We start from the raw sequence: 26,548 nt of genomic DNA, 5'->3' as shown, positions 1-26,548 counted from the left end.
GCAAGCAACCGAAAGGAATTCGTACATGGCACGTTCCGACGTCCTGGTCTCGACCGAATGGGCCGGGAACAATCTCGATACCGCCGGCGTGGTGTTCGTCGAGGTCGACGAGAACACCAGCGCCTACGACGACGAGGGCCACATCCCCGGCGCCGTCAAACTGGACTGGAAAGATGATCTGCAGGACGCCGTCAAGCGTGACTTCGTCGACCAGCAGCAGTTCTCGAAGCTGTTGTCCGACAAAGGCATCGGCAATGACGATACGGTGATCCTGTACGGCGGCAACAACAACTGGTTCGCGGCCTACGCCTACTGGTACTTCAAGCTGTACGGCCACGCCGACGTCAAGCTGCTCGACGGCGGCCGCAAGCGCTGGGAGCTCGACGCCCGCCCGCTGGTGAAAGAGGCGCCCCACCGTGCCTCTACGTCGTACGTCGCCCAGCCCCTGGACAACAACATCCGGGCCTACCGCGACGAGGTCATCGCCGCGATCGGCACGAAGAACCTGGTCGACGTGCGTTCGCCTGACGAGTTCTCCGGCAAGATCCTGGCACCGGCCCACCTCCCGCAGGAGCAGAGCCAGCGGCCCGGGCATATCCCCAGCGCCATCAACGTTCCGTGGAGCAAGGCAGCCAACGAGGACGGCACCTTCAAGTCCGACGAGGACCTGGCCAAGCTGTACGCAGCGGCCGGCCTCGACGGCGAGAAGGAGACCATCGCCTACTGCCGGATCGGTGAGCGTTCGTCGCACACCTGGTTCGTGCTGCAGGAGCTGCTGGGACACCAGAACGTCAAGAACTACGACGGCAGTTGGACGGAATACGGCTCCCTGGTGGGCGCCCCGATCGAGTTGGGAAGTTGATATGTGCTCTGCACCGAAGCAAGGACTGACGTTGCCGGCCGGCGTCGACCTGGAGAAGGAAACCGTCATCACCGGTCGCGTGGTGGACGGCTCCGGTCAGGCAGTCGGCGGCGCCTTCGTGCGCCTGCTGGACGCCAGCGACGAGTTCACCGCTGAGGTCGTGGCCTCGGCGACCGGCGACTTCCGGTTCTTCGCCGCCCCGGGCACCTGGACGCTGCGCGCCCTGTCCCCCGCGGGCAACGGCGACGCCAGCGTGGCCCCGTCCGGTGCCGGCATCCACGAGGTCGACGTCAAGGTCGCCTAGCGACGAAGGAGCTAGGCCATCCGGCTCAGCTTGATCCCTCTTTCGAACGTGAGCTTGTGTGCGAAATTTCGGCAGTTTCTCGCACACAAGCTCATGTTCGGCGTGCATTGGGGCGTCCCGACCCGGGGCGCCGACACCCTCGACTAGGAACTAGAATATTTCCCGTGGTGCTCTTCTTCGAGATAATGCTCGTCGCGGCCGTCGTGGTGATCACGTGGTTCGCGTTGTACGCGCTGTACCGCCTCGTCACCGACGAGTCGTGACCTCCAACCGGGATGTTCCTGCGGACGCCCCGGCCACCGGGCCGGGTTCCGGTGACCGCGCCGTAGCGGCAGCCGTCGAACGGGCCAAGGCCACGGCCGCCCGCAACATTCCGGTCTTCGACGACCTGCCGATGCCTGCCGATACCGCGAATCTGCGCGACGGCGTCGGCCTCAACGATGCGCTGCTCGCGCTGTTGCCGTTGGTGGGCGTCTGGCGTGGTGAAGGCGAAGGGCGCGACACCCACGGCGACTACCGGTTCGGTCAGCAGATCATCGTCTCCCATGACGGTGGCGACTACCTGAACTGGGACTCCCGGTCGTGGCGGTTGAACGAAGCGGGTGAATACGACTCGCCCGGTCTGCGCGAGACCGGGTTCTGGCGATTCGTCACCGATCCCGACGATCCGGCCGGTCGCGACGAGTCACAGGCCATCGAACTGCTGCTGGCCCATTCGGCCGGCTATGTCGAACTTTTCTACGGCAAGCCCCTCACGCAGGCTTCCTGGGAGCTGGTCACCGATGCGCTGGCCCGCAGCAAGTCCGGGCTGCTGGTGGGCGGTGCCAAGCGCCTCTACGGCATCGTCGAAGGCGGCGACCTGGGATACGTGGAAGAACGTGTAGACGCTGACGGCGGTCTGGTACCGCATCTGTCGGCCCGGCTGTCACGGTTTGTCGGCTGATGCGCCGGCCCATCATCGCGGCAGGTCTGCTTGCCGCAGCGGCATTCCTCGGCGCGTGTTCGTCGGAAGGGCCGCAACCGGCCCCGACTTCGCCGCCGCCCGAGCACGGGACATATGCACATTGCCTGTCCGAGCACGGTGTGCCCTTGGCGCCCGGCCCGGTCGCCGGGCCGCCGTCGGGGGTCGACGAGCAGACTTGGCAGCAGGCGATCAAGGCATGTTCGACGCTGGCGCCGGGCCCGACTTAATTCGCGCCGCCCACCGCGCCAACAGGGTTCGGCCGCCCCAGACATGGGGCGACCCCCGAGCCTTGGTACCTGGTTGGACTGACCGAGGGGCTCGGGGGCCGGGTGGCTGCGGGGAATTCGCCAGCGCGCGCAGGCTTTACCCCGGCGCTGCTAGCGGGCAGCCACCTCACATGTCCATAAGTCATTCACTTGACGGACCACCTCCTTCCCTGTGTGCAAACGAAGCTACCCCCGTCCGCCCAGCCCGACAAGCGATTTATACGCAGCTCAGCGATCGCAGACGATCGCCGCGTCCACCAGGCCGGAGATGTCGGCAGCCAGCGGCGCATCGGGCAGTCGCTGACCGTCCAGCGTGTGCACGCGAGCCGCGAGGGTGATACTGGAAATCAGCCAAACCCCTTGCGCGGTAAACAGGTCCGCCGGTTTGAGCGCGCGGAAGTCGCAGTCGTAGCCCTTGTTGCGGGCCACCTCGAACAGTGCTTGCTGGGTGGTGCCGCGCAGGATCGGGTACCAGGGCGGCGGGGTCAGCAGCAGCGGCTGGCCGTCGGGACCTTCGCTCGCGATCACCACGGTGGAGCGCGGACCTTCCAGTACGTAGCCGTCGGAGCTCACGAAGATCACGTCGCCGGCGCCGTGATCTTCGGCGTGCCGCAGCGCGGCCATGTTCACCGCATAGGACAGGGTCTTGGCGCCCGCTGCCAGCCACGGCATCTCGCCGGCACCCAAGGGCAACCCACGGTCCAGGGTGATCGCCGCCAACCCGTCGCGGCGCACGCCGGCCACCCGGTCGGCCAGTGCGCCGATGGTGGCGAATGCGGTCGCCGGGCCGCCGCTCTCACGGCCTCGGCTGTACACCAGACGCAGCACGCCGTCGCCGTCGTTCCCCGCGACCCAGCGCTGCGCCCCCAGCGCAACCGCCGCCCGCCAGGCGTCGAGGTCGGGCTCCGGCAGATCCAGCATCTTGGCGGATTGGGTCAGCCGGGTCAGGTGCGCCTCCAGCAGGCAGGGCCTGCCGTCACGCACCAGCAGCGTCTCGAAGACCCCGTCACCGCGTACCGCGGCCAGATCGTCGGCGTGCAGCAGCGGGGCGTCGGGGTCGTGGATCTGCCCGTCAAGGGTGACCAGCACGGCTGGTGGGCTCGCCATGGGGCCCCAGCGTAGTTTGCGCCCGATGAGCCGCGTGCGCGAAGAGCGACAAGACCGATGAGCCGCGTGCGCGAAGAGCGACAAGACCGATGAGCCGCGTGCGCGAAGAGCGACAAGACAGATGAGCGGCTTGGGCGAAGAGCGACAAACGTACAGTTGGCCTATGACTGCACTACCGTCAGCGGTTCCGGCGCCCGAGGCAGGTCCCGACGCGGGCGCGATCTGGCATTACGGTGACCCGCTCGGTGAGCAGCGCTCTGCAGCCGCCGCCGCGGTCCTGGTCGACCGGTCACACCGGGCGGTGCTGACGCTGGCCGGCAAGGACCGTCAGACGTGGCTGCACAGCATCTCCAGCCAGCACGTCAGCGCGTTGCCGGACGGTGCGGTCACCGAGAATCTCAGCCTGGATCTGCAGGGCCGTGTCGAAGATCACTGGATCCAGACCGAGCTCGACGGCACCACCTACGTGGACACCGAGCCGTGGCGGGGCGAGCCGCTGCTGGCGTACCTGCGCAAGATGGTGTTCTGGTCCGATGTCCAGATCGAGCCGGCCGATCTGGCGGTGCTGTCACTGCTGGGGCCGGGCCTGGCCGACGACAAGGTGATCGCGGCCCTGGGCTGTGGCCCGCTGCCGCAGGAGGCTACAGCGGTGGCGCTGCCCGGTGGCGGGTTCCTGCGCCGCCTGCCCGGGTCTGAAGTCGAACTGGACCTGGTGGTGCCCCGCGAGTCGGTCGCCGAATACACCCGGCGGCTCACCGAGGCTGGTGTCCGGCCCGCCGGGGTGTGGGCATATGAGGCCCATCGGGTGGCGGCCCGGCGTCCTCGCCTGGGTGTGGACACCGATGAGCGCACCATCCCGCACGAGGTCGGTTGGATCGGCGGACCCGGTGTCGGAGCAGTGCACCTGGACAAGGGCTGCTACCGCGGCCAGGAGACCGTCGCGCGGGTGCACAACCTGGGCAAACCGCCCAGGATGCTGGTGATCCTGCAACTCGACGGTTCCGCCGACCGGCCGGTCACCGGCGACGTGGTGACCGCGGGCGGACGCAATGTCGGCCGCATCGGTACCGTCGTCGAGCACGCCGACGAGGGCCCGATCGCGTTGGCCCTGCTCAAGCGGGGATTACCGGTCGATACCGAGCTGGTCGCCGGGGCCGAGGCGCAGGCACCGGCCGTGATCGACCCGGATTCCATGCCCGCCGCCGATACCACCGCCGGAGCCGGCCGCGCGGCCGTCGAGCGACTCCGGCACGGTTAGTCCGTAAAACCGCGCATCAGCACGTAAACTCACCCGGTCAACGACGACGTGACGACCGTCTCTTCGCGAATTCCGCGATCCTGGTGACGGTCGTGCAGCCGTGCGGCGACGCAGGGCAGCCGGGCCCTCACCGCTCACCATGAGGCAGGGCCTGAGAGCACTTCGCGGGCGGGCACGGTAAAGTGTTGGCAGGACAATAAAGACACACAGATCGGAGCCGCCTAGTTATTGGGCCGCTCCGTTATTGCGCGAGGGGGTCCCCCATGGGCCGCGGCCGGGCTAAGGCAAAGCAGACCAAGGTTGCACGTGACCTGAAGTACAGCTCGCCGAATACCGACTTCAGTCAGCTCCAACGTGAGCTGTCGGGATCTCCCGATTCCGGTGACGCCAATGACGACGCCGAAGACTGGTCGGGCGAGGATGACTGGCGGCGCTGAGCCGTCGCCACTTTCGTTGTAGAACTTAGATTCAGGTCGCGCTGATAGCGCACGTGGCATATCAGCGCGACCTGTCTAACGCCTAAAACCGCGGATGCTGTCCAACCAGCTGGGCGCGCACACTGTCCTTGCCGCCCTTCTTCACGGTTCCCAGCGTCCAGCAGTCCAGGTGACGTGCGGTCAGGATTGCCAGCGCACGGTCGGTGTCCTCAGGGGCGACGACCGCGACCATTCCGACACCCATGTTGAGCGTCTTCTCCATCTCTGCACGCTCGACGCGTCCGCGCTGGGCGATCATCTGGAACACGGGTGCCGGCGTCCAAGTACCGCGATCCAGTTCTGCGGTCAGTCCGTGGGGCACGACACGCTCCAGGTTGCCCGCCAACCCGCCGCCGGTGACGTGGCAGAACGTGCGGACCTGGGTCTCGGCGGCCAGCGCCAGGCAGTCCTTGGCGTAGATGCGGGTCGGCTCCAGCAGTTCCTCGCCGAGCGTGCGGCCGAACTCCTCGACGTGACCGGCCAGGTTCATCCGGTCGATCTCCAGTAGCACCTTGCGGGCCAGCGAGTAGCCGTTGGAATGCAGTCCGCTGGATGCCATGGCGATGATCACGTCGCCGGGCCGGACCCGGTCGGGCCCGAGCACGTTGTCGGCTTCGACGATGCCGACACCGGTCGCGGAGATGTCGTAGTGGTCGGGTTCCATCAGTCCGGGATGTTCGGCCGTCTCGCCGCCCAGCAATGCGCAGCCCGCCTGGATGCAACCTTCGGCGATACCGGACACGATCGCGCTGACCCGCTCCGGAACGGTGCGACCGACTGCGATGTAGTCCTGCAGGAACAGTGGCTCGGCGCCGCACACCACGAGGTCGTCGACCACCATCGCGACCAGGTCGAGCCCGACGGTGTCGTGCTTGTCCATGGCCTGCGCCACGGCGAGCTTGGTGCCCACGCCGTCGGTCGAGGCGGCCAGCACCGGCTCGCGGTATCCGCCCCGCAGGGCGAACAACCCGGCAAAGCCGCCCAGGCCACCCCTGACCTCCGGACGGGTCGCCTTCGCGGCGAGGGGCTTGAAGAGCTCGACGGCGCGGTCACCGGCTTCGATGTCCACTCCGGCCGAGGCGTAGGAAATGCTGCTGTGTTCGGCGATGCCGTGCTGTTCGGCGCCCTTAGTCATCGCAAGCAAGGTTACCGCCCCGGCATTGCGGGGGTATAGCGCAGGAGGCGTTAAGGACCCCTCAAAGCAGGGGAACTGTCAGGGCCTCAAGGACGCCACGACGCCGGAGACGTCAAGGACGCCTGAGCGCCGATGCGTTGTCGTTGTCGGGCTGCAGCGGGACACCGGTGCGCGCCGCGGTGGCCAGCATCTGCTCGACGACGTTCTTGCCCAGCGCGGTCTCGCCGGGCAGCTCGATCGGGTAGTTCCCGTCGAAGCAGGCCGAACACAGCCGGGTCGTCGGCTGTTCGGTGGCCGCGATCATGCCCTGCTGGGAGATGTAGCCCAGGCTGTCGGCTCCGATGGCGTGCCGTACCGCCTCCAGCATCTCGCCCTGGTGCTCGGCGGGTGCGGCGTTGGCGATCAGCTCGGCCGGGGTGGCGAAGTCGATGCCGTAGAAGCACGGCCAGCGCACCGGCGGCGAGGCGATCCGGACGTGGACCTCCAGCGCTCCGGCCTCACGAAGCATGCGGACCAGTGCGCGCTGGGTATTGCCGCGCACGATCGAATCGTCGACGACGATCAGCCGTTTGCCGCGGATCACTTCCCGTAGCGGGTTGAGCTTGAGCCGGATACCCAGCTGCCGGATGGTCTGCGAGGGCTGGATGAACGTGCGGCCCACATAGGCGTTCTTCATCAGGCCCTGGCCGAACGGAATCCCGGATTCCTGCGCGTAACCAACAGCGGCCGGCGTGCCCGACTCGGGGACCCCGATCACCAGGTCGGCGTCGACCGGGTGCTCGCGGGCGAGCCGACGGCCGATGTCGACGCGCGTGGCGTGTACCGAACGGCCCACCAGCGTGCTGTCCGGGCGGGCCAGATAGACGTACTCGAAGACGCAGCCCTTGGGTTCGGGGTTGGCGAACCGGGTCGACCGCACGCCATCGGCGTCGATGGCCAGCAGCTCACCGGGTTCGATGTCGCGGACGAACGAGGCACCGACGATGTCGAGCGCGGCGGTCTCCGAGGCGACGACCCAGCCGCGGTCCAGCCGGCCCAGGGCGAGCGGACGCACCCCGTGCGGATCGCGTGCGGCGTAGAGGGTGTTCTCGTCCATGAAGGTCAGGCAGAAGGCTCCGCGCACCGTGGGCAGCAGCTCCAGAGCGGCCTGTTCCAGGGTCGCGTCGGCGGCACCATGGGCCAGCAGCGCGCCCAGGATGTCGGAGTCCGTCGTAGCGGCGATCGTGCCCGTCGACGATCTGTTGTCGATCAGCCCGGCGGCGCGGGCCCGGGTGGCCAGTTCGGCGGTGTTGACCAGGTTGCCGTTGTGGCCGAGTGCGACGCCGGTTCCGGCGGCGGTATTGCGGAAGACCGGCTGGGCGTTCTCCCACGTGGTGGACCCGGTGGTGGAGTAACGGCAGTGCCCGACGGCGACATGGCCCGGCATCGCGGCCAGGGTCTGCTCGTCGAACACCTGGCTGACCAGACCGAGATCCTTGAACACAAGGATCTGCGACCCGTCGGAAACCGCAATGCCCGCAGCCTCCTGGCCACGGTGCTGCAGCGCGTACAGGCCGTAGTAGCTGAGCTTTGCGACGTCTTCACCCGGGGCCCAGACCCCGAATACGCCGCATTCCTCGCGCGGTTCGTTCTCGTCGAGTTGCTGACCAGTCACGATAGGGCTGCTCCCGGGGCGGCGGTTGGTGACATAACCGAGTCTACGGTCCAGTGGGGCCAAGCAAAGAATCGAATGGCCGTTCTGACACCGGCTTTTACAACAGCGGACGGCACCATCGTCATTCCGCCGCGGCTGCACGATGGTGTGGCCGGCCGCACCCGAATCCGTCGGGATAACCCCATCGACCCACCACATGCCAACGGCAAGGATGGTTTTCGTGACGCGCCAACTCTCGGAGAATCCGACAACCGATCCCCCCGATTCCGACGCGACCGACCCGCGGCAACCGTGGCCGGAGGTGACGAAGATCGCATTCCGGTTCTGTTTTCTGTACTTCGGCCTCTTCTGTCTGTTGTTCGCGCAGATCACCTTTACCTTCCTGGGGGTCATCAGCCACTGGCTGCCGGAGCAGGCGGTGATGTGGCAGATGACGGTGCTGGACCCCGTGCTGCGCTGGGTCGGCAGTCACGTCTTCGGGATCGAGGCGGCGCTGCACCGAGATTCCGGCAGCGGGGATCAAGCCGCGATCTGGGTCATGATGTTCTGCCTGTTGGTCGTCGCCGCTGTCGGCACCGCGGTGTGGTCGTGGGTGGACCGGCGACGGCGGGACTACTCGCGGCTGTGGGCCTGGTTCCTGACATTTCTGAGACTGTGCGTGGCGGGGCAGATGCTCTTCTACGGATTCGCCAAGCTCATCCCGACGCAGATGCCGGCCCCGCCGTTGGCGGCGTTGCTGCGCCCGTACGGCGAGTTCAGCCCGGCCTCGGTGCTGTGGCTGCAGGTGGGCAGTTCCCATCCGTACGAGATGGCACTGGGCGCGGTCGAGGTGGCCGCCGGGCTGCTGCTCTTCCTGCCACGGACCGCGACGCTGGGCGCGCTGCTGGGCGTGGCCAGCATGGCGCAGGTGTTCCTGCTGAACATGACCTTCGATGTGCCGGTCAAGATTCTGTCCGGACATCTGCTGTTGATGGGTCTGGTGCTGCTGGTCCCGCAGTACCGCCGATTGGCCGACTTCCTGGTCCTGCAGCGGCCCACCGAGCCGGCCGGCCAGCCAGAGTTGTTCGCTGATCGGCGGGCCAACATCATCGCGGCCCGGGTGCAGGCCGCGCTGGGCATCTGGATGGTCGCCGGTTGTGTACTGGTCGGCTGGCAGAGCTGGAGCGAGTACGGCGGTGGCCGCGTCAAACCCGAGTTGTACGGAATCTGGACGGTGAGCCGCTTCGATGTCGACGGCAGGACGGCGCCTCCGCTGACCACCGATCAACACCGTTGGCAGCGGGTCGTTTTCGACCTGCCCGAGGTGCTGACCTATCAGCAGATGAACGGCGAATTGGTGGATGCCCCGGTCAAGGTCGACGGGGACCGGCTGACGGTGTCGGGACCCGACGGCTCACCTCTGGCCAACCTGACCGCGTCGCGACCGTCACCGCAGGAATTGCGGCTCACCGGCGAGTTGTCCGGCCGCAACGTCACGATCCGGCTGGACCGGATGGAACTCGACCAATTTACTTTGCGTAACCGGGGCTTCCACTGGGTGCAGGAGTACCCGTACTTCAGATGAATCAGTGAGGTCGGTCTCCCAGCGGCACGAGCGGCAACCACCGCGCCACCTCACCGGCCCGCGATCCCGACATCTGCACCGCGGAACCGGCCGCGTCGAGGTCGAGCAGTCCGGTGGCCAGCAGCAGCCAGGTCCGCGGGTCGGTTTCCACCACGTTCGGCGGATTGCCGCGGGTGTGTCGCGGCCCGGCGATGCACTGCACGGCGACGAAGGGGGGCACCCGCACCTCGACGCTGGCACCCGGAGCCATTGCGGCCAGCGTGCGCGCCGTCAGCCGGACCGCCTCCGCCAGTTCGGTGCGGGCGGGTTCCGGTTGAGTGGGTGCGCGCAGCCAGTCGGCCACGACGGCGACCGCCGCCTTGGTCTTTAGTGGATCGACACTGCCTCGCGCGGCCATGCCATAGAGTCTCGCAAAGTGTTTGCCGATCACCGAAATCCGCCGTACCGCATGGCCGGTGCGGTGTTTCTTGTGATCGTCGGGCTGATCCTGGCGGTGATCGTGGCGCAGTTCCGGGGCGCTTTCGAACCCAAGGCACCGCTGACACTGCTGGCCTCGCGCGCGGGCCTGGTCCTCGATCCGGGTTCGAAGGTGACCTACAACGGTGTTCCGATCGGCCGGGTGGGTGCGGTGAGCGCCGACTCCGATCCGGTCCGGGCTCTGGTGCATCTCGACATCAACCCGAAGTACCTCGACCTGCTGCCGGCCAACGTGCAGACCTCGATCCAGGCGACCACCGTATTCGGCAATAAATACGTGGCCTTCACATCTCCGGAACATCCGAGCCCGCAACGGGTTTCGACATCGACCCCGCTCGACGTCACGGCGGTTACCACCGAGTTCAACACGCTGTTCGAGACGATCACCGCGATCACCGAACAGGTCGACCCGATCAAGCTGAACCAGACCTTGTCCGCCACCGCCCAGGCATTGACCGGGCTGGGCAACGCCTTCGGGCAGTCGCTGGCAGACGGCAACACCATCCTCGACGATGTGAACCCACGCTTGCCTGCGCTGCGCCATGACATCGCCGCCCTGGCCGATCTCGGCGAACGCTATGCGGCGGCCGGACCTGACCTGTTCGACGGTCTCGCCGACGCCGCGAACAGCGCCGCCACCTTCTACGCCCAGCGCGGTCAACTCGACGCCGCGCTGGTCGCGGCGATCGGTTTCGCCGGGACCGGTTCCGACATCCTCGAGCGCGGCGGTCCGTATCTGCAGCGTGGCGCGCAGGATCTGATCCCGACGTCGAAGCTGTTCGACAAATATCAGGGACAGCTCTTCTGCACGATCCGCAACTACCACGACGTCGCGCCCGCTTTCTATGCGACGTTCGGCGGCGACAACGGATATTCCTTCGAAAGCACGGGGACCTTGTCGAGCATCGGTGTGGGGAACATGTACGTCTATCCGGACAATCTGCCGCGCGTCAACGCCAAGGGCGGGCCCGAGGGCAAGCCCGGCTGCTGGAAGCCGATCACCGCCGACCTGTGGCCCGCACCGTATCTGGTGATGGACACCGGGCTGTCGATCGCGCCGTACAACCATGTCGAACTCGGCTCACCGATTTTCAACGATTACGTCTGGGGCCGACAGATCGGTGAGCCCACGATCAACCCGTGACGACTCTACGATCTTGATCCAGGGGATTTCGGGTGAGAGGGGACTTTGTGAACGGTAGTGCCGATGCCTAAACGCGCAGTACCGGCGAGCCCCGGGCCCCCCACAGCCTGGCCCCCTCCGCTTCCGGCCTGGCGCGCGATCGGCCTGTCCCTGGCACCGATCGGCGCCGCGATCTTCAACGGGGTGGCCGGCCTGAGCGCCGCGGCGATCGCGGCGGTGTTGGTGTTCGCATTCGCCCGCCTGCACCGGCACGCGCCGCAGGCGGTGTCGACAGGTGACCTCGTCGCCTCCACCGTCGGACCTGCGGCCGGGCGGTTCACCAGCCTCATCCAACTGGCAGCGTATGTGCTCCTTGGTGTGGGTGCCGCCCTGACACTGGCGTTGCAGCCCTTGACCGGCGCACCGGACCTCGAGACCGCGCTGGCCGGGTGGTGGTGGCCAGGCTGGTCGGTGGCCGTGGTGGTCATCGCCGGCGCTGTGGTGGCCTACCTGCCCACCCGGGCGGTAGGCGCGACGGCGGCCGCACTGGCCGGCGTGGGCCTGCTGATCTTCCTCTACCTTGCGCTCGCGATCGTGGCCCGGGTGGCGACGGGCACACCGCCGATGGAGATGGGGAGCACCCACGTCGATTCGGTCCTGCTGGCCACCGCAGCGGCCATACCGCTCGGCCTCGGCCTGGTCGGTTTCGAGGCGGCGACCGTGGTGAGCGGACGTCTGGAGTCGGTGGCGCGCCCGGTGGGCACCGCAGTAGGGGTCACAGCGCTCGGCGCGGTGGCCCTGCTGGCGGCTGCCAACATCGGCGCGACCGGCGGGTTTCACAGCACTGCGGTGAATCTCTCACTGATCATCTCCGAGTTCTTCGCCGACGCCGGGTTCTACTGGTTCACCACCGGCGCGTTGTGTCTGGGCTCGGCCGCCTTGCTGGCCCTGATGTGGGCGGCCACCCGGGTCGCGGGGCGGCTCTTCGGTTCCGGTCCGGAGGTGGCGCTACTGGTTCCCGCGGCGATGTGCTTGCTGGCCATGGCGTTCTCCCGGTTCCAGGATCACCTCGGGAGGCTGCAGATGGCAATCCCGGCATTGCTCCTTCTGGTGGTCTATGTGCTTGTCGCCGAGGCTAATTCGCGTATCGAGGGTTCCGCTGCGGCACAGCAGACACCGCGGCTGATCCTGGCCGTGGTGGCGGTCTGTGTGGTGTTGATCCCGCTGCGGGTCACCGATTTCTCGATGCCCACGTTGTGGCCCCTGATCGTCACGGCCGCGATCGTCGCGGTGGCAGCGCTGCTGGCGCGGCTTGGTAGGCCAGTGCAGCCAGCGCGCCCGCTTCATTGATCGCCAGGTGCGCCAGCATCGGCGCGGTCAGACTCGCCGAACGCTGCGCCAGCCAGCCGAACACCCACCCGGCAATCCCGGTGACCAGCACGGTCGGAATCACGGGTTGGCCTGCGGCACGGGCGTCGGCGATGTGTGACAACCCGAAAGCAGCGGCCTGCAACGCCTGACCGCCGGCCGGGCCGAATGCGTCGGCGCCGACCTTGCCGAGTGCGCCGCGAAAGGCCGCCTCCTCCGGCCACACGGTCCCGAGCGGGATCCGCACCGCCAGCCAGCTGCCCGGCTGTTCGGGCAGGACCTTTTCGCGCATCCCGGTGCGGACCACCGGCACCGTCGACGTCGCTGCGACACCGGCGCTCACCGCGGTCGCGGCGGCCGCACCCAGGCGCAGACCCGACCACACCGCCGGAGGCCGTAGCCCCGGCCGGGCTCCCGCGCCGAACATGAGCACGCCACCGAGGGCCGCCCGCACCAGCGGCTGCCACCTGGCCGGCAGCCTCGGATCGACCAGGCCGTTCCATGTCACCAGCCCTGCCGCCAGCGCCACGGCACGAATTTGGCTGGCCGCCATCAGTATTCGGGTCCGTCTTCGGCCGCGGCCTTCTCCAGCACCAACCGGATGCGTTCGGTGTCGTCGGGCGTCCAGCCGTCCGGCGGGGCCACCGCAGCCCACCCGTCGAGCACCGATTCGCCGTAGTTGTGCCCGTGCCCGTCGGGGACGCTCGATGCGTTGGTGATGTCGGCGGCCACCTGCCAGAACGTGATGATCGGATACCAGCGCATCGAGGCGGTGCGGTCCCCACCCGGCGGCTCGACCAGCCAATCCGGTTCGGAGAACAGCAGATCGCTCGACCACCAGATGATCGGGTCGGACGGGTGCTGCAGGAACAGCACGCGAGTGCCTTCCCACGGTGGGGCGGTGTCGTCGGCGATCTCGGCGGCGTCGGCGGCCTCGGAGAACCGGACGGTGCGACCATTGTCGTAACGGGGGCGTACCTCCGGGGTGCCCGGATCCCGGCGCGCGATCAGGCCGCGCCACAACGGGCTTGCGTTGGGCGGCCCGACCCACAGCACCGAGGAGAAGTCCATCCGGGAGATGTCGGGCAGCCAGCTGAATGCGCCCTGCCCGGCCATCGAACCCAGGCTCTCCCCGTAGAGCACCAACTTGGGACGGTGCCCGGGAGGCAGCTGCTCCCAACGGGCATGGATCGCGTCGATCATCAACCGGCCGTTGTTCATCGACTTCTCTTGGTCGCCCATGAACGAGATCCAGCTCGGGAGATAGGAATACTGCATGCCGACCATCGCGGTGTCGCCGTTGTACATCAGCTCCAGTGCGCGGGCGGCCACCGGGTTGACCCAGCCGGTACCGGTGGTCGGCACGATGACCAACAGCCTGCGATCGAAGGCGTGCGTACGCTCAAGTTCGCTGAGCAACACCGCGATCCGCTGATCATCGGAGTTTCCGGTGTGCAGACCGGCGTATACCCGGATAGGTTCCTTGGCCGGGGAACCGTTGACCGTCTCGAGCTCGGCGGCACGCGGGCCGGATGCGACGAAGTTGCGGCCCTGAAAGCCGAGGGAGTCCCAGGCCGCGAATGAGTCTGGGCTGCCTGACCTCTGAGGTTCGGCGGGTTGGCTGATGCCGTCGCCGGTGGTGGTGTCCTGCGGCTGGAACACGCGGCTGGCACCGGCCAGGAACCCGCGGTAGAGCACCCCGTTGACCAAGGTGACGACCAGCACCACCACGATGGCAGTGCCGATGAACTGGGCCATCTCCCGGTGCAGGCGCCACCGCCGGATGAACACACTGGCCAGTAGCCGCACGGCATCGCGCAGCACCCGCGCGGTGCCGATCAGTGCGGCCGCCACCGCGACGGCGATGATCAGGGTGCGCAGGTAGCCGAGGGTGGCCGGCCCCTCGATGCCCATCAGCGCCGAGACCTGCCGTTGCCAGGCAGCCGCGGGGATCAGCATCAGGATGGACGCCACGATCGCCCCGGTGACGACGACCGCCTTGAGTCCGAGTAACACCCGCTTGCCCGGGGGCCACCACGCCCTCCGCCGTAAAACGAAGCGGTACAGCACTTTTCCCAGCAGCACCCCGATGCCGTAGCCGATCCCGGCGTTGATACCGCCGATCAGCCCGGCGAACAACCAGTCGCGCGGCAGCAGGGACGGGGTCAGTGAGAGGCAGAAGAACAGGGCTCCGACGGCAATACCGGTGAAGTCCAGTCGCACCAGGCGCCAGGCCCAGCGCAGCAGAGGATGACGTTCGTCGAGGTTTTCCCTCGTCACCCGAACAGCCCGGGCAGCACGCCCTCCGACGTGCTCCGCAACTCCGCTAGCGAAATACTGAACTGTCCCTGGACCTCGATGGCGGGTTCTCCCCCGTCTGGACCCTGGTCCACCACGCCGACGCGCGTGACCGGTAGATCCCGGGCCTCACACATCGCCCGGAACCGGCTCTCCTCGGTGCGCGGCACGGCGACCAGCACCCGGCCCGCCGACTCGGAGAACAGGAAGACAAACGGGTCGATGCCGTCGGTCAGGTCCTCCGGAAGGATGACACGGCAACCGGTTTCACCAGCCAGCGCAGCCTCGACGACGGCCTGGATGAGCCCGCCCTCGGACAGGTCGTGGGCCGCCGAGATCAGCCCGTCGCGCGAGGCGGCGGTCAGTACCTCGGCGAGCAGTTTCTCGCGGGCGAGGTCCACCTTCGGCGGAACCCCGCCCAGGTGATCACCGGTGACCTGCGCCCAGACCGAGCCGTCGAACTCGTCGTGGGTGTCGCCGAGCAGCAGCAGTGTCTCGCCCGGTTCGGTACCGAAAGACGTAGGGACACGTCGGCGCACATCCTCCAACACCCCGAGCACGCCCACCACCGGGGTCGGCAGAATCGCGGTGGAGCCGGTCTGGTTGTAGAAGCTGACGTTGCCGCCGGTAACCGGAATACCAAGGGCGGCACAGCCATCGGCCAATCCGCGGACGGCCTGGCTGAACTGCCACATCACCCCGGGATCCTCGGGCGAGCCGAAGTTGAGGCAGTTGGTCACCGCGACCGGGGTGGCCCCGGTGACCGCGACGTTGCGGTAGGCCTCGGCCAGTGCCAGCTGCGCGCCGGTGTACGGATCGAGCTGGGTGTAGCGGCCCGAGGCATCGGTGGAGACCGCGATGCCGCGGCCCGTGGTCTCGTCGATGCGCAGGACGCCGCCGTCGGCATGCTCGGCCAGCACGGTGTTGCCGCGCACGTATCGGTCGTACTGCTCGGTGATGAACGCCCGGCTGCACAGGTGCGGGCTGCCGATCAGCGCCAGCAGGGTGGCCTTGAGCTCGTCACCGGTCTTGGGCCGTGGCAGCTTGGCCGAGGTGTCGGCGACCAAGGCGTCCTGGGTGTCCGGACGCGCGACCGGGCGCTGGTAGACGGGGCCCTCGTGGGCCACGGTGCGCGGCGGCACGTCCACCACGGTGTCGCCGTGCCAGGTGATCTGCAGCCGGTCCCCGTCGGTGACCTCACCGATCACGGTGGCCAGCACCTCCCACTTGCGGCACACGGCCAGGAACGCGTCGACGTTCTCCGGCGTCACCACGGCGCACATGCGTTCCTGCGATTCGCTGGAGAGCACCTCGGCCGGGTTCATGTCCTTGGCCCGCAGCGGCACCTGATCCAGTTCGATGTGCATGCCACCGTCGCCAGCGGAAGCGAGTTCTGAAGTGGCACAGGACAATCCGGCACCGCCGAGGTCCTGGATACCGACAACCAGGCCGGCCGAGTACAGCTCGAGGCAACACTCGATGAGCACCTTCTCGGTGAACGGATCGCCCACCTGAACGCTCGGTAGCTTCTTGCGGCCCGCGCCGCTCTCGTCGCCGGAGAAGGTGTCCGACGCCAGCACCGAGACACCGCCGATGCCGTCGAGGCCCGTGCGCGCGCCGAACAGGATGATCTTGTTACCGGTGCCCGACGCGAACGCCAGGTGCAGGTCTTCCTTGCGCAGCGCACCGACGCACAGCGCGTTGACCAACGGGTTGCCCGCGTAGGAGGGGTCGAAGATCGTCTCGCCGCCGATGTTGGGCAGGCCCAGCGAGTTGCCGTAGCCGCCGACACCGCGCACCACGCCGTCGAGCACGCGGCGGGTGTCCGGCGCGTCGGCCGCGCCGAAGCGCAGCTGATCCATGACCGCCACCGGCCGGGCACCCATCGCCATGATGTCGCGGACGATGCCGCCGACGCCCGTGGCCGCACCCTGGTAGGGCTCCACGTAGGACGGGTGGTTGTGCGACTCGACCTTGAAGGTGACCGCCCAGCCGTCGCCGATGTCGACGACGCCGGCATTCTCGCCGATGCCGGCCAGCATGCCGGCGCGCATCTCCTCGGTCGTGGTCTCACCGAAGTAGCGGAGGTGCACCTTGGAGGACTTGTAGGAGCAGTGTTCGCTCCACATCACCGAGTACATGGCCAGCTCGGCGTCAGTCGGGCGGCGACCCAGGATCTCGCGAATCCGCTCGTACTCGTCGTCCTTGAGGCCGAGTTCGCGGTACGGCTGGGGCTGATCAGGGGTGGCGGCTGCCCGCTGCACCGTGTCGATATCGTGGGTGAGCTCAGACGTCACGGGTCCAGCTTAATGGCTGCTCGCACATGGTCGCGGGCAACCGCGGGTGCACCGCGCTGACGAGCGGCATACTCGGCGGATGCGGAAGCTCGGGCCGAAGGTGTGGCTGGCCATTTTCGGCGTCGTGTTTGCGCTCGGCATCACTTGTTGCCAGTTCAGAGGCTCGTGGTCGGCCGGCCTGATCGACAAGGTGTTGAGGAACCAGCCCGGCGTCACGTTCGTCACACATACGGTCTCGAGCAACAGCGGGTTCGGGGTGCGCACCGCGAGCTTCGACGTCTACGTCGGTGCCGATGCCACCGCTGACCAACTGTCGGCGCTCGGCCGCACCTTCGCCGACCAGATCCACGGATCGATGGTGTACGGCGAGCTGGGCGCCGGCCTCAATGTGAGACGGTCCGCCCCGTCCTTCCCCGCCCAGTCGGGCGCCACGATGTATCTCAGCTTCGACCCTTCCAAGACCACCCCGGAACCGCCGTGGCAGGACTGGCTCAAGCTGGCGCAGGGCGACTACGCGTACGAGATCGTCGGGTTGGCATCCCCCGACGGCGCCTGGAGACCGGCGAACACCAGCCTGAAGGTGATCCTGCGCAGTTACGACCACGTGAGTGATCCGCTCAGCGCGTCGGGGTTCGCGGCCTCGGTCCGGAAGCTGATCGCAGACTTTCCGAACTCGACCGCGGACTGGCACATCGTCGATGTGGACGGCAACAGCGGACCGAGCATCCGTTCACACCACGGCCTGCCCACCCCGGAACAGCTGACGCTATGGGAGGCACTCGACCGGATCGCGCCCACCAAAGGGGGATTCGACCTGGAACCGCCCCGCTTCTCGATCGACGCTGTACCCACCGGTCCCGGTGAGGATCGGCTTCTGATCGACCAGCTGCAGCTCATCAAGAATTGGGGGCTACCGATGGTCTACGAAGTCGCCGATGCGCACATCACCGTACGTCCCGGTGGTTGTTCGAAGGATGCCCAGGAGCCGCAGCCGCGCATTGCTGCGGACGAGGCCCTGCAGACCAGGCTGCGCGCCCAGTTCGAGAGCTGCCCGCCATGACGCGGGCGGCGGGAGCTACCGGCGGTTATCCGCCCGCGATGCAGAACGCGTTGCCGGCCGGGTCGGTGAGCACGACCCAGCGGAACTCTTCGCCGAAGTTGTGCCTGCCCGTCTCGGTGGCGCCGAGACCCACGAGCCGGGCTACCTCGGCCTCCATGTCCGCAGCGTGGAAGTCGACATGTACGCGGTTCTTGCCCGGAGTCGGGTCGGGTACCCGCTGAAAGCCCAGATTCGGACCACCATCGCGTTGCACAAGCACGAATTCCCCTGGTGCATAGGCATTCACAGAGCCGCTGACCGCCCGTGCCCACCAATCGGCGAGCGTGTCCGGATTCGCGCAGTCGAACGTGATCATTTCCATCGAGAGCGTCATGGCGCCGACCATAGACCGAGGCGGCGACACCACGTCAGTTCGGCGAAAGAAATGCCTGCAATGCGGCCGAGTAGGCGGCGACGTCGGCCGCGCCCATGAACTCGCGCGCCGAGTGCATGGCCAGCTGCGCCGCACCCACGTCGACGGTCGGGATTCCGGTGCGCGCCGAGGTCATCGGCCCGATGGTCGACCCGCACGGCAGGTCGGCGCGATGCTCATAACGCTGCAGTGGCACCCCGGCCTGATCGCAGGCCAGCGCGAACGCCGCCGCGGTGCGTCCGTCGGTGGCGTAGCGCAGGTTGGGCTGGACTTTGAGCACGGGCCCGGCGTTGACCTCGATCAGGTGTCCGGGCTCGTGACGGTCCGGGTAGTTCGGGTGCGTCGCGTGCGCCATGTCCCCGGAGGCCACCATGGAGCCGGCCGCCCGGCGCAAGAAATCCTCCCGGGAGCCTCCTGCGGCGAGCACGATGCGCTCCAGCACCGTCGGCAGCAGCTCCGACTGGGCGCCGTGATCCGACGTCGAGCCGACCTCCTCGTGGTCGAACAGCGCCAGCACCGGCACGTGGGTGCCCGAGCCGGCGGCCAGGAAGCCCTGCAGCCCGGCGTAACAGGTCGCCTGGTTGTCCAACCGGGGTGCGCTGACGAACTCCGCGTCGGCTCCGGTGATCGCCGACGGCGTCAGGTCGTGGGTCATCAGATCAAAACCGAGCACGTCGCGCTCCTGGACCCCGGCCCGTTCGGCGACGAATCCGACGAAGGACCGCGGCCGCTCCCCCAGCCCCCACACCGCGTTGACGTGCCGTTGCGGGTCCGGGCTGACACCTTTGCGGTCCTCAGACAGATGGATGGCCAGTTGGGGCACGCGCAGGATCGGATCGTCGATCCGGATCAGCCGATGTTCGATGCGGTTGCCGTCGCGGACCGAGAGCCGGCCGCTGATCCCGAGGTCCCGGTCCAGCCAGGAGTTGAGCCAGGCCCCGCCGTACGGTTGCAGTGCCACCACCTGCCAGCCTGCGATGGCACGGTCCGGGTGCTGTTTGACCCGGAGGTTGGGGCTGTCGGTGTGACCGCCGACAACCCGGAACGGCGCAGCGGCATCGGCGCCCTCGGTGTTCCAGGCCACCAGCGAACCCGCTCGCACCGTGAAGAACTTTCCTCGCGAGCCCGGCCAGCTGTCGGTCTCGGCGAGCTCGGTGAATCCCGCGTCACGCAAGTGTTGCGCGGCGGTGGCGCACACGTGGAACGGAGACGGCGACGCGTCGATGAACTCGCACAAGCTCTGTGGGCTGGCTGGCATATCTCTATCTTGACCGGGATTTCGGCGCGGTCCACGTTAGGGTCCAATATGTGCCTGCTCCACAGCCCCAGCCGGTTCTGGCCCCGCTGACGCCGGCCGCCGTGTTCATGGTCGCGACGATCGTCGAGGGCGGTGAGGCGACGGTCCACGACGCCCTGGCCGATATCTCTGGTCTGGTGCGTGCCATCGGCTTCCGTGATCCCACCAAGCACCTTTCGGCGATCGTGTCGATCGGGTCCGATGCCTGGGACCGGTTGTTCACCGGTCCGCGTCCCGCCGAACTGCACCCATTCCTTCCGTTGGACGGCCCACGGCACCGGGCTCCGGCGACCCCGGGGGACCTGCTGTTCCACCTGCGCGCGGAGTCCATGGATGTGTGTTTCGAGCTCGCCACCAAATTCGCCGACGCACTGGCCGGCGCCGTGACGATCGTCGACGAGGTGCACGGCTTCAAGTTCTTCGACAACCGCGATCTGCTCGGCTTCGTCGACGGCACCGAGAACCCGAACGGTTCGGTGGCCGCCGGCGCCAGCCAGATCGGCGAGGAGGACCCGGATTTCGCGGGTGGCTGCTATGTGCACGTGCAGAAGTACACCCATGACATGAGTTCCTGGAATTCGCTGTCCACCGAGGAGCAGGAGCGGGTGATCGGCCGCACCAAACTCGACGACATCGAGCTCGACGACGCGGTCAAGCCGGTCAATTCGCACGTTGCGCTCAACGTGATCGAAGACGACGCAGGCAACGAGCTCAAGATCATCCGGCACAACATGCCGTTCGGTGAGATCGGCAAGGGCGAATTCGGTACGTATTACATCGGTTATTCGCGCACACCGGCGGTCACCGAGCGGATGTTGACCAACATGTTCATCGGCGATCCGCCCGGGAACACCGACCGGATCCTTGATTTCTCCACCGCCGTCACCGGTGGGTTGTTCTTCACACCCACGATCGACTTTCTGGATGATCCACCACCGTTGCCGTCGTTGGACGAAGGGGCGACAGCGCAGGAAGCTTCACCAACTGAGGGCCACCACGACGGCTCGCTCGGCATCGGCAGTCTGAAAGGAATCCCGCAATGAACAACCTGTACCGCGAGCTCGCACCGATCACCGAGTCGGCATGGGCCGAGATCGAACTCGAGGCCAGCCGAACCTTCAAGCGGCACATCGCCGGCCGGCGCGTGGTCGATGTCAGCGAGCCCGGCGGCCCGGTCACCGCGGCGGTCAGCACGGGGCATCTGCTCGACGTGAAGTCGCCCGGTGACGGCGTGGTCGCCCACCTGCGCGGCGCGCGGCCGCTGGTGCGCCTGCGGGTTCCGTTCACGGTGTCGCGCACCGCGATTGACGACGTCGAGCGCGGCGCACAGGACTCCGACTGGGATCCGGTCAAGGATGCCGCCAAGAAGCTGGCGTTCGTCGAGGACCGGGCAATCTTCGAGGGATACCCGGCGGCCTCGATCGAAGGCATCCGCAGCTCCAGCTCCAACCCGGCGCTGGCCCTGCCCGACGATGCCCGCGAGATTCCCGACGTGATCGCCCAGGCGCTCTCGGAGCTGAGACTGGCCGGTGTCGACGGGCCGTACTCGGTGCTGCTCTCGGCCGAGATCTACACCAAGGTCAGCGAGACCACCGCGCACGGTTACCCGATCCGCGAGCACCTGAGCCGCTTGGTCGACGGTGAGATCATCTGGGCTCCCGCGATCGACGGTGCGTTCGTACTGTCCACCCGCGGTGGGGATTTCGACCTGCAGCTGGGCACCGACGTGTCTATCGGCTACCTGTCCCACGACGCCGAGAGCGTGCAGCTCTACCTGCAGGAGACGCTGACGTTCCTGGCCTACACCGCCGAGGCCTCGGTCGCACTCACTGCCTGATCCGCTGCGCTGCGGGCGTGCGTGTTCGCGCACGCCCGTGGCGTTTGAGGGGACCTAGACCGAGAGAACCGCGTCCAGCGCGGAGTAGAACAACCCGAGCCCGTCATCGGACGGACCGGTCAACGCCTCGGTGGCGTGTTCGGGATGCGGCATCAGACCGACGACGCGGCGGTTGGCCGAGCACACGCCGGCGATGCCGCGCATCGAGCCGTTGAGGTTCTCGCGGTAACGGAAGACCACGCGGTCCTCACCCTCGAGCTCGTCGAGCACGGCTTCGGAGGCGACATAGCGACCCTCCCCCGATTTCAGCGGGATAAGCAGGTCGGCGCCGGCGTCGTACCGGGTCGTCCACGCCGTGGTGTTGGAGGCCACTTCCAGCCACGTGTCACGGCAGATGAAATGCAGGCCGGCGTTGCGGGTCAGCGCACCGGGCAACAAGCCGGCCTCGCACAACACCTGAAAGCCGTTGCAGATACCGAGCACCGGCATGCCGCGACCGGCAGCTTCGACGACCGAGCCCATGACCGGTGCGAACTTCGCGATCGCCCCGCAGCGTAGGTAGTCGCCGTAGGAGAAACCGCCGGGGACGACGACTGCGTCCACGCCCTTGAGGTCGGCGTCGGCGTGCCACAGGCTGACCGCCTCGGCCCCGGCCAGACGTACCGCGCGGGACGCGTCGACGTCGTCGAGCGTCCCGGGGAAGGTGATCACCCCGACACGGGTGCTCACGACCCCTCCCGGCTCACCGAAAAGTCCTCGATAACCGTGTTGGCCAGCAGAGATTCGGCGATCTCGGCCAGAGTTTCGTCAGCTACGGAGTCGTCGACTTCGAGCTCGAAACGCTTGCCCTGACGGACGTCCGAGATACCACCATGTCCAAGCCGACCAAGTGCCCCGACGATTGCCTGCCCCTGAGGGTCGAGGATCTCCGCCTTGGGCATGACGTGCACAACCACCTTTGCCACGGCGCACACTCTACCGGCATGACCCTATGTAGGCCGTGCACAGTGGGTCCGCAAGCGCATCGAGCACCTGGTGATCGGATGGTGCCGACCATGGAACCTGTGTCGGGGTGCTCGACCACATGGCCAGCTCCACCACGGTGCTGTTGTCCGGATCGGCGAGCAGATACTGGTGCAGCACCCTGGTGTTGCCGAAGTTGATCGCCGCCGCCAGCCTCCCGGGCCGGTCGGTGGTGATCGACGTCCCGACGCCCGGACAGGCGCGCAGCGCACCGGCCGCCCCCTGCACCACCGCGAGCGCCGTCTGACCGCCCTGCCATGTCTCGCCGCGCCAATGGATGACCTGCACGCGTAGCTGCCAGTGGCCTCCGGGTTGCCCGACCTCGGACCGTGCCGCGACGGCGTAGCCGCGCGGGTCCCCGGGCACGAGCGGCGACCCGCATTCCTCCTCGAAACGGAAGCGGGGTGACACGGCGGTCACGGCCAAGCCGGCCAGCCCGGGCCAGCGGTATTCGCGCACCAACGGGAGTTGCGACGACCGCACCCACGCCGAATCGGGTATGCGGTCACACAGCGGCGGACAGTCGGGGCTGGGCTCCGACCAAGCGGAAGGGGGCGCTGCGGCCAGCCCGCAGAGCACGATCGACATCGCCACGATCACCCGCCATAACCCCACCGAGCGCCACAATATAGGTATGCAACTCACGCATTTCGGACATTCGTGCCTACTCGCCAGCATTTCGGACACCACGGTGCTGTTCGACCCGGGCAACTTCTCGCACGGTTTTGAAGGCATCACCGGCTTGTCGGCCATCCTGATCACCCATCAGCACCCCGACCACGCCGATACTGCCCGGTTGCCCGCGCTGATCGCGGCCAACCCACAGGCGGCGCTGTATGCCGACCCGCAGACCGCTGCCCAACTGGGCGAGCCGTGGCGCGCCGTGCATCCCGGCGACGCGTTCCGGGTCGGCTCACTGAATGTGCGGGGCACCGGCGGTCGGCATGCCGTGATCCATCCGGAAATCCCTGTGATCGACAACATTTCGTACCTGCTGGGCGACGACGAGCATCCCGCGCGGCTCATGCACCCGGGGGACGCACTGTTTGTCCCCGGTGAGCCGGTCGACGTGCTGGCCACCCCGGCGGCCGCCCCGTGGATGAAAATCTCGGAGGCCGTGGACTTCCTGCGCGCGGTCGCACCGGCCCGGGCGGTGCCCATCCATCAGGGCATCATCGAGCCAAATGCGCGGGGCATCTACTACGGACGGCTGTCCGAGATGACGAAGACCGACTTCCAGGTGCTGGCCGAGGAAAACGGCACCGAGTTCTAACGCGAGCAGACGCAAAACTGCCTCTATTTCAACAAAAAGGGGCAGTTTTGCGTCTGCTCGCGGGACTCAGGCGATATCGGCGGCCGCACCCCGCCCGGCCGCTCGGCCGGAGAAGATACAGCCGCCGAGGAAGGTGCCTTCCAGGGATCGGTAGCCATGCACCCCGCCGCCGCCGAATCCGGCCGCCTCACCGGCGGCGTACAGGCCCGAGAACGCGGTGCCGTCGGCTTTGAGCACGCGCGAGTCCAGGTCGGTTTCCAACCCTCCCAGAGACTTTCGGGTCAGGATGTGCAGCTTGACGGCGATCATCGGTCCGGCCTTGGGGTCGGTGAGGCGATGCGGGGCGACGACGCGGCTGAACCGGTCACCGAGGTAGCTGCGCGCCGCCCGAATGGCCGTGATCTGCCCATCCTTGGTGAATTTGTTGACCACCTCACGGTCCCGCGCGGTGACTTCGGCCGCGACGGTGGCGTAGTCGAGTTCAACGACATCCGGCACGTCGTTCATGGCAGCCACGAGTTCGCGAAGCGACCGCGCGCTGACGAAGTCGACGCCGCGATCGACGAAAGCCTGGACCGGGGCCGGCGCACCGGGGCGTACCCGCGCCAGCACGTCGCGCACGCTGCGCGACGTGAGGTCGGGGTTCTGCTCCTGGCCGGACAGCGCGAACTCCTTGGCGATGATGCGCGCGTCGAGGATGAACCAGGTGTAGTCCTGCCCGGTGCGACAGATGTGTTCGAGCGTGCCGAGGGTGTCGAAGCCTGGGTACAGCGGACCGGGAAGTCGTTTTCCGTTGGCGTCCAACCACAATGACGATGGTCCGGGCAGGATACGGATCCCATGGTCGGGCCAGATCGGATCGTAGTTGGTGATGCCTTCGGTGTAGTGCCACATCCGGTCGCTGTTGATGACGTGCGCGCCGGCGGTCTCGGAGATGCCGATCATGCGGCCGTCGACGTGCGCGGGTACCCCGCTTAGTAGTTGCTCGGGCACCCGGCCCATGCGGGACGGCCAGTTCTTCCGCACCAGATCGTGGTTGCCACCGATGCCGCCACTGGCCACGATCACCGCCGATGCGCGGAACTCGAAGTCTCCGACGACATTCCGTGACGACGGTGCGCCGCGGGGCGCATCGGAGGGATCCAGCACCGAACCCCGGACGCCGACGACGGCGCCGTCGGAGACGATGAGCTCATCGACGCGGTGCCGGTGGGCAAATCGCACCCGGGGGTCTTCCACCAGCCGGCGGGCGAAGACGTCGACGATCGCCGGGCCGGTCCCCCAGGTGATGTGGAAACGCGGCACCGAGTTGCCGTGTCCCAGCGCCCCGTAACCGCCCCGCTCGGCCCATCCGACCAACGGGAAGATCTGCAGACCACGTGCCCGCAACCAACTGCGTTTCTCCCCGGCGGCGAAGTCGACGTAGGCATGGGCCCACTCCAGGGGCCAGTGATCCTCGGGACGGTCGAAACCGGCGGTGCCCAACCAGTCCTGTAGCGCCAACTCCTGGCTGTCGCGGATACCGAGCCTGCGTTGTTCGGGGCTGTCGACGAAGAACAGACCACCGAACGACCAGAACGCCTGACCGCCCAGGTTGGCGGCGTTCTCCTGGTCGAGGATCAGTACCCGCAGACCCTTGCCCTGATTCCCGGCTCGGCCGGGGCGCTCCAGCAGTTCACCCGCGGCGACCAATCCGGCCAGGCCCGCCCCCACGACAATGACATCGGCGTCCGCCATGAGACGCAACACTAGCGCTTGTCAGGCGGCCTCGGTCAGTGCCGAAAATCCTCGCCACCCGTAGACCGTCGGCACGCACTGGTGCAGCAAAGCCAGGTCGATTGCATCCAGCATGGCCTGCCGCGGGCCGGGCCGCCGCAGGTGCCGCGCAGCGACTGCGACGCGCACCATGCCTTCGCGTCGCGCGGTGCGTTCAGCGGCGAGCACCACGGTGCGGCACCACCACGGCTCGGACAGGAATCCTTCACCGATACCCACGACCCGCGCTCGTGTCGTGGTCTGCCGGACCAGGTCGGTGATGCCATTCAGATCGGCGAGCAGCCGAAAGCCGTTGCGCGGCAGGATGGTCACGGTGCCCGGCGAAACAGTCCAGCCAGGGGCGGCAAACAACCGGGTACGCAGACCCAGGTGTTCGAGCACCCGGTCGGCGCCCATCAGCCGCAGGTTGGCCTCATGGGCGGGCAACGACGCGAACTCGCCGCGCCGCTTCTTGGTCGCGGCCTCGTCGTAGCCGTGCAGCACGATGGCGTCACCGCCACTGCGCCGACGGGTCAGCCATTCCACCGTGCCGGCATCGCGGTCCAACCGGTAACCACCCTTGAGCCGCGGCGCAACCATCATCGAGGCGGGAACGCCACGGGTGTCGAGCTCGGCGCAGAACGACTCGACGTCAGCCATCGTGCGATCGCTGATCTGCGATATCGAGACGATGAGTTGTCCGGTCACGCTGCCAGTGTGGCAACGTCACATGTCGGG

At 67.5% G+C, this 26,548-nt stretch carries 27 protein-coding genes; 13 read left to right on the top strand and 14 right to left on the bottom strand.

The features are described 5' to 3' along the window. The first annotated feature begins 25 nt into the window (after positions 1-25). The 4 genes from ACZYZF_RS23335 (at position 26) to ACZYZF_RS23320 (ending at position 2,357) form a co-directional block, all read left to right on the top strand. Positions 26-862: a sulfurtransferase gene (locus ACZYZF_RS23335; protein WP_463747050.1), complete on the top strand. Its 837-nt coding sequence runs from the start codon at positions 26-28 to the stop codon at positions 860-862. Position 863: 1 nt separating this feature from the next. Continuing rightward, positions 864-1,166: a DUF1416 domain-containing protein gene (locus ACZYZF_RS23330; protein ID WP_463747049.1), complete on the top strand. Its 303-nt coding sequence runs from the start codon at positions 864-866 to the stop codon at positions 1,164-1,166. A gap of 259 nt (positions 1,167-1,425) precedes the next feature. Continuing rightward, the gene (locus tag ACZYZF_RS23325; protein WP_463747048.1) at positions 1,426-2,109 is read left to right on the top strand and encodes a heme-binding beta-barrel domain-containing protein; all 684 of its coding nucleotides are present in this window, start codon (positions 1,426-1,428) and stop codon (positions 2,107-2,109) included. Continuing rightward, positions 2,109-2,357 (top strand): hypothetical protein, encoded by a 249-nt coding sequence (locus tag ACZYZF_RS23320; RefSeq protein ID WP_463747047.1) that lies wholly within the window; start codon positions 2,109-2,111, stop codon positions 2,355-2,357. Before ACZYZF_RS23325 ends, ACZYZF_RS23320 begins: the two co-directional genes overlap by 1 nt. A 267-nt stretch (positions 2,358-2,624) precedes the next feature. Here ACZYZF_RS23320 and ACZYZF_RS23315 read toward each other — a convergent pair whose 3' ends face one another. Continuing rightward, positions 2,625-3,503 carry an aminodeoxychorismate lyase gene (locus ACZYZF_RS23315; RefSeq protein WP_463747046.1) on the bottom strand — a complete coding sequence of 293 codons (879 nt, stop codon included), beginning with the start codon at positions 3,501-3,503 and terminating at the stop codon, positions 2,625-2,627. A 163-nt stretch (positions 3,504-3,666) separates the two neighbouring features. On the opposite strand from ACZYZF_RS23315, the gene ygfZ reads away from it, so the two are divergent. Further along, positions 3,667-4,761 carry a CAF17-like 4Fe-4S cluster assembly/insertion protein YgfZ gene (ygfZ, locus tag ACZYZF_RS23310; protein ID WP_463747045.1) on the top strand — a complete coding sequence of 365 codons (1,095 nt, stop codon included), beginning with the start codon at positions 3,667-3,669 and terminating at the stop codon, positions 4,759-4,761. A 263-nt stretch (positions 4,762-5,024) separates the two neighbouring features. Then, positions 5,025-5,198: a DUF3073 domain-containing protein gene (locus ACZYZF_RS23305; protein WP_082449106.1), complete on the top strand. Its 174-nt coding sequence runs from the start codon at positions 5,025-5,027 to the stop codon at positions 5,196-5,198. 82 nt (positions 5,199-5,280) lie between these two features. Here ACZYZF_RS23305 and purM read toward each other — a convergent pair whose 3' ends face one another. Together purM and purF are read right to left on the bottom strand one after the other, a co-directional pair. Next, on the bottom strand, positions 5,281-6,372 hold the full coding sequence (gene purM, locus ACZYZF_RS23300; RefSeq protein ID WP_463747044.1) for a phosphoribosylformylglycinamidine cyclo-ligase: 1,092 nt from the start codon (positions 6,370-6,372) through the stop codon (positions 5,281-5,283). Between the two features lie 112 nt (positions 6,373-6,484). Continuing rightward, positions 6,485-8,026, bottom strand: a complete 1,542-nt coding sequence (gene purF, locus ACZYZF_RS23295) for an amidophosphoribosyltransferase (RefSeq protein ID WP_463747043.1) — start codon at positions 8,024-8,026, stop codon at positions 6,485-6,487. Between the two features lie 211 nt (positions 8,027-8,237). On the opposite strand from purF, the gene ACZYZF_RS23290 reads away from it, so the two are divergent. Continuing rightward, positions 8,238-9,590 (top strand): DoxX family protein, encoded by a 1,353-nt coding sequence (locus ACZYZF_RS23290; RefSeq protein ID WP_463747235.1) that lies wholly within the window; start codon positions 8,238-8,240, stop codon positions 9,588-9,590. A gap of 1 nt (position 9,591) precedes the next feature. On the opposite strand, the gene ACZYZF_RS23285 is transcribed toward ACZYZF_RS23290, so the two are convergent. Beyond that, entirely contained in the window at positions 9,592-9,987 is a 396-nt protein-coding gene (locus tag ACZYZF_RS23285; RefSeq protein ID WP_463747042.1) for a sterol carrier family protein, read from the bottom strand. A 51-nt stretch (positions 9,988-10,038) separates the two neighbouring features. Here ACZYZF_RS23285 and ACZYZF_RS23280 point away from each other — a divergent pair, with 51 nt between their 5' ends. Both ACZYZF_RS23280 and ACZYZF_RS23275 read left to right on the top strand, forming a co-directional pair. Continuing rightward, entirely contained in the window at positions 10,039-11,211 is a 1,173-nt protein-coding gene (locus ACZYZF_RS23280) for an MCE family protein (RefSeq protein ID WP_463747234.1), read from the top strand. 63 nt (positions 11,212-11,274) lie between these two features. Next, a complete protein-coding gene (locus ACZYZF_RS23275) occupies positions 11,275-12,540 on the top strand; it encodes a hypothetical protein (protein WP_463747041.1) in 1,266 nt (421 codons plus the stop codon). Here ACZYZF_RS23275 and ACZYZF_RS23270 read toward each other — a convergent pair. From ACZYZF_RS23270 to purL, 3 genes are read right to left on the bottom strand one after another with little or no spacing between them, the layout of a single operon-like run. Beyond that, complete coding sequence (locus ACZYZF_RS23270) at positions 12,461-13,111, bottom strand: Rv0804 family intramembrane glutamic endopeptidase (protein WP_463747040.1); 651 nt, start codon at positions 13,109-13,111, stop codon at positions 12,461-12,463. The genes ACZYZF_RS23275 and ACZYZF_RS23270 overlap by 80 nt on opposite strands. Beyond that, positions 13,111-14,838, bottom strand: a complete 1,728-nt coding sequence (locus ACZYZF_RS23265; RefSeq protein ID WP_463747039.1) for an alpha/beta hydrolase — start codon at positions 14,836-14,838, stop codon at positions 13,111-13,113. The genes ACZYZF_RS23270 and ACZYZF_RS23265 overlap by 1 nt, the downstream gene beginning before the upstream one ends. Next, a complete protein-coding gene (gene purL, locus ACZYZF_RS23260) occupies positions 14,835-17,129 on the bottom strand; it encodes a phosphoribosylformylglycinamidine synthase subunit PurL (RefSeq protein ID WP_463747233.1) in 2,295 nt (764 codons plus the stop codon). Before purL ends, ACZYZF_RS23265 begins: the two co-directional genes overlap by 4 nt. 103 nt (positions 17,130-17,232) lie before the next feature. Here purL and ACZYZF_RS23255 point away from each other — a divergent pair, with 103 nt between their 5' ends. Beyond that, positions 17,233-18,213 (top strand): hypothetical protein, encoded by a 981-nt coding sequence (locus ACZYZF_RS23255; RefSeq protein WP_463747038.1) that lies wholly within the window; start codon positions 17,233-17,235, stop codon positions 18,211-18,213. A 25-nt stretch (positions 18,214-18,238) separates the two neighbouring features. On the opposite strand, the gene ACZYZF_RS23250 is transcribed toward ACZYZF_RS23255, so the two are convergent. Both ACZYZF_RS23250 and ACZYZF_RS23245 read right to left on the bottom strand, forming a co-directional pair. Beyond that, positions 18,239-18,586, bottom strand: coding sequence for a VOC family protein (locus ACZYZF_RS23250; protein ID WP_463747037.1), 348 nt, complete (start codon positions 18,584-18,586; stop codon positions 18,239-18,241). A 34-nt stretch (positions 18,587-18,620) separates the two neighbouring features. Next, positions 18,621-19,883: a M18 family aminopeptidase gene (locus ACZYZF_RS23245; protein WP_463747036.1), complete on the bottom strand. Its 1,263-nt coding sequence runs from the start codon at positions 19,881-19,883 to the stop codon at positions 18,621-18,623. 50 nt (positions 19,884-19,933) lie between these two features. Here ACZYZF_RS23245 and ACZYZF_RS23240 point away from each other — a divergent pair, with 50 nt between their 5' ends. Both ACZYZF_RS23240 and ACZYZF_RS23235 read left to right on the top strand, forming a co-directional pair. After that, positions 19,934-20,965: a Dyp-type peroxidase gene (locus ACZYZF_RS23240; protein WP_463836923.1), complete on the top strand. Its 1,032-nt coding sequence runs from the start codon at positions 19,934-19,936 to the stop codon at positions 20,963-20,965. Then, positions 20,962-21,759, top strand: a complete 798-nt coding sequence (locus ACZYZF_RS23235) for a family 1 encapsulin nanocompartment shell protein (RefSeq protein WP_463747034.1) — start codon at positions 20,962-20,964, stop codon at positions 21,757-21,759. Before ACZYZF_RS23240 ends, ACZYZF_RS23235 begins: the two co-directional genes overlap by 4 nt. A gap of 54 nt (positions 21,760-21,813) precedes the next feature. On the opposite strand, the gene purQ is transcribed toward ACZYZF_RS23235, so the two are convergent. From purQ to ACZYZF_RS23220, 3 genes are read right to left on the bottom strand one after another with little or no spacing between them, the layout of a single operon-like run. Further along, positions 21,814-22,488, bottom strand: coding sequence for a phosphoribosylformylglycinamidine synthase subunit PurQ (gene purQ, locus ACZYZF_RS23230; RefSeq protein WP_463747033.1), 675 nt, complete (start codon positions 22,486-22,488; stop codon positions 21,814-21,816). Beyond that, positions 22,485-22,724: a phosphoribosylformylglycinamidine synthase subunit PurS gene (gene purS / locus ACZYZF_RS23225; RefSeq protein ID WP_454792204.1), complete on the bottom strand. Its 240-nt coding sequence runs from the start codon at positions 22,722-22,724 to the stop codon at positions 22,485-22,487. The genes purQ and purS overlap by 4 nt, the downstream gene beginning before the upstream one ends. 10 nt (positions 22,725-22,734) lie before the next feature. After that, complete coding sequence (locus tag ACZYZF_RS23220; RefSeq protein ID WP_463747232.1) at positions 22,735-23,370, bottom strand: ATPase; 636 nt, start codon at positions 23,368-23,370, stop codon at positions 22,735-22,737. Between the two features lie 46 nt (positions 23,371-23,416). Here ACZYZF_RS23220 and ACZYZF_RS23215 point away from each other — a divergent pair, with 46 nt between their 5' ends. Then, positions 23,417-24,055, top strand: a complete 639-nt coding sequence (locus ACZYZF_RS23215) for an MBL fold metallo-hydrolase (RefSeq protein WP_463747032.1) — start codon at positions 23,417-23,419, stop codon at positions 24,053-24,055. A gap of 66 nt (positions 24,056-24,121) precedes the next feature. On the opposite strand, the gene ACZYZF_RS23210 is transcribed toward ACZYZF_RS23215, so the two are convergent. Together ACZYZF_RS23210 and ACZYZF_RS23205 are read right to left on the bottom strand one after the other, a co-directional pair. After that, positions 24,122-25,792, bottom strand: a complete 1,671-nt coding sequence (locus tag ACZYZF_RS23210) for an FAD-binding dehydrogenase (protein WP_463836921.1) — start codon at positions 25,790-25,792, stop codon at positions 24,122-24,124. Between the two features lie 21 nt (positions 25,793-25,813). Next, entirely contained in the window at positions 25,814-26,518 is a 705-nt protein-coding gene (locus ACZYZF_RS23205) for a DUF2334 domain-containing protein (protein WP_463747030.1), read from the bottom strand. Between the last annotated feature and the right edge of the window lie 30 nt (positions 26,519-26,548).

The sequence above is a fragment of the Mycobacterium sp. IDUB_24 genome (assembly GCF_055419385.1).
This window is presented reverse-complemented; position numbering and strand designations above follow the sequence as displayed.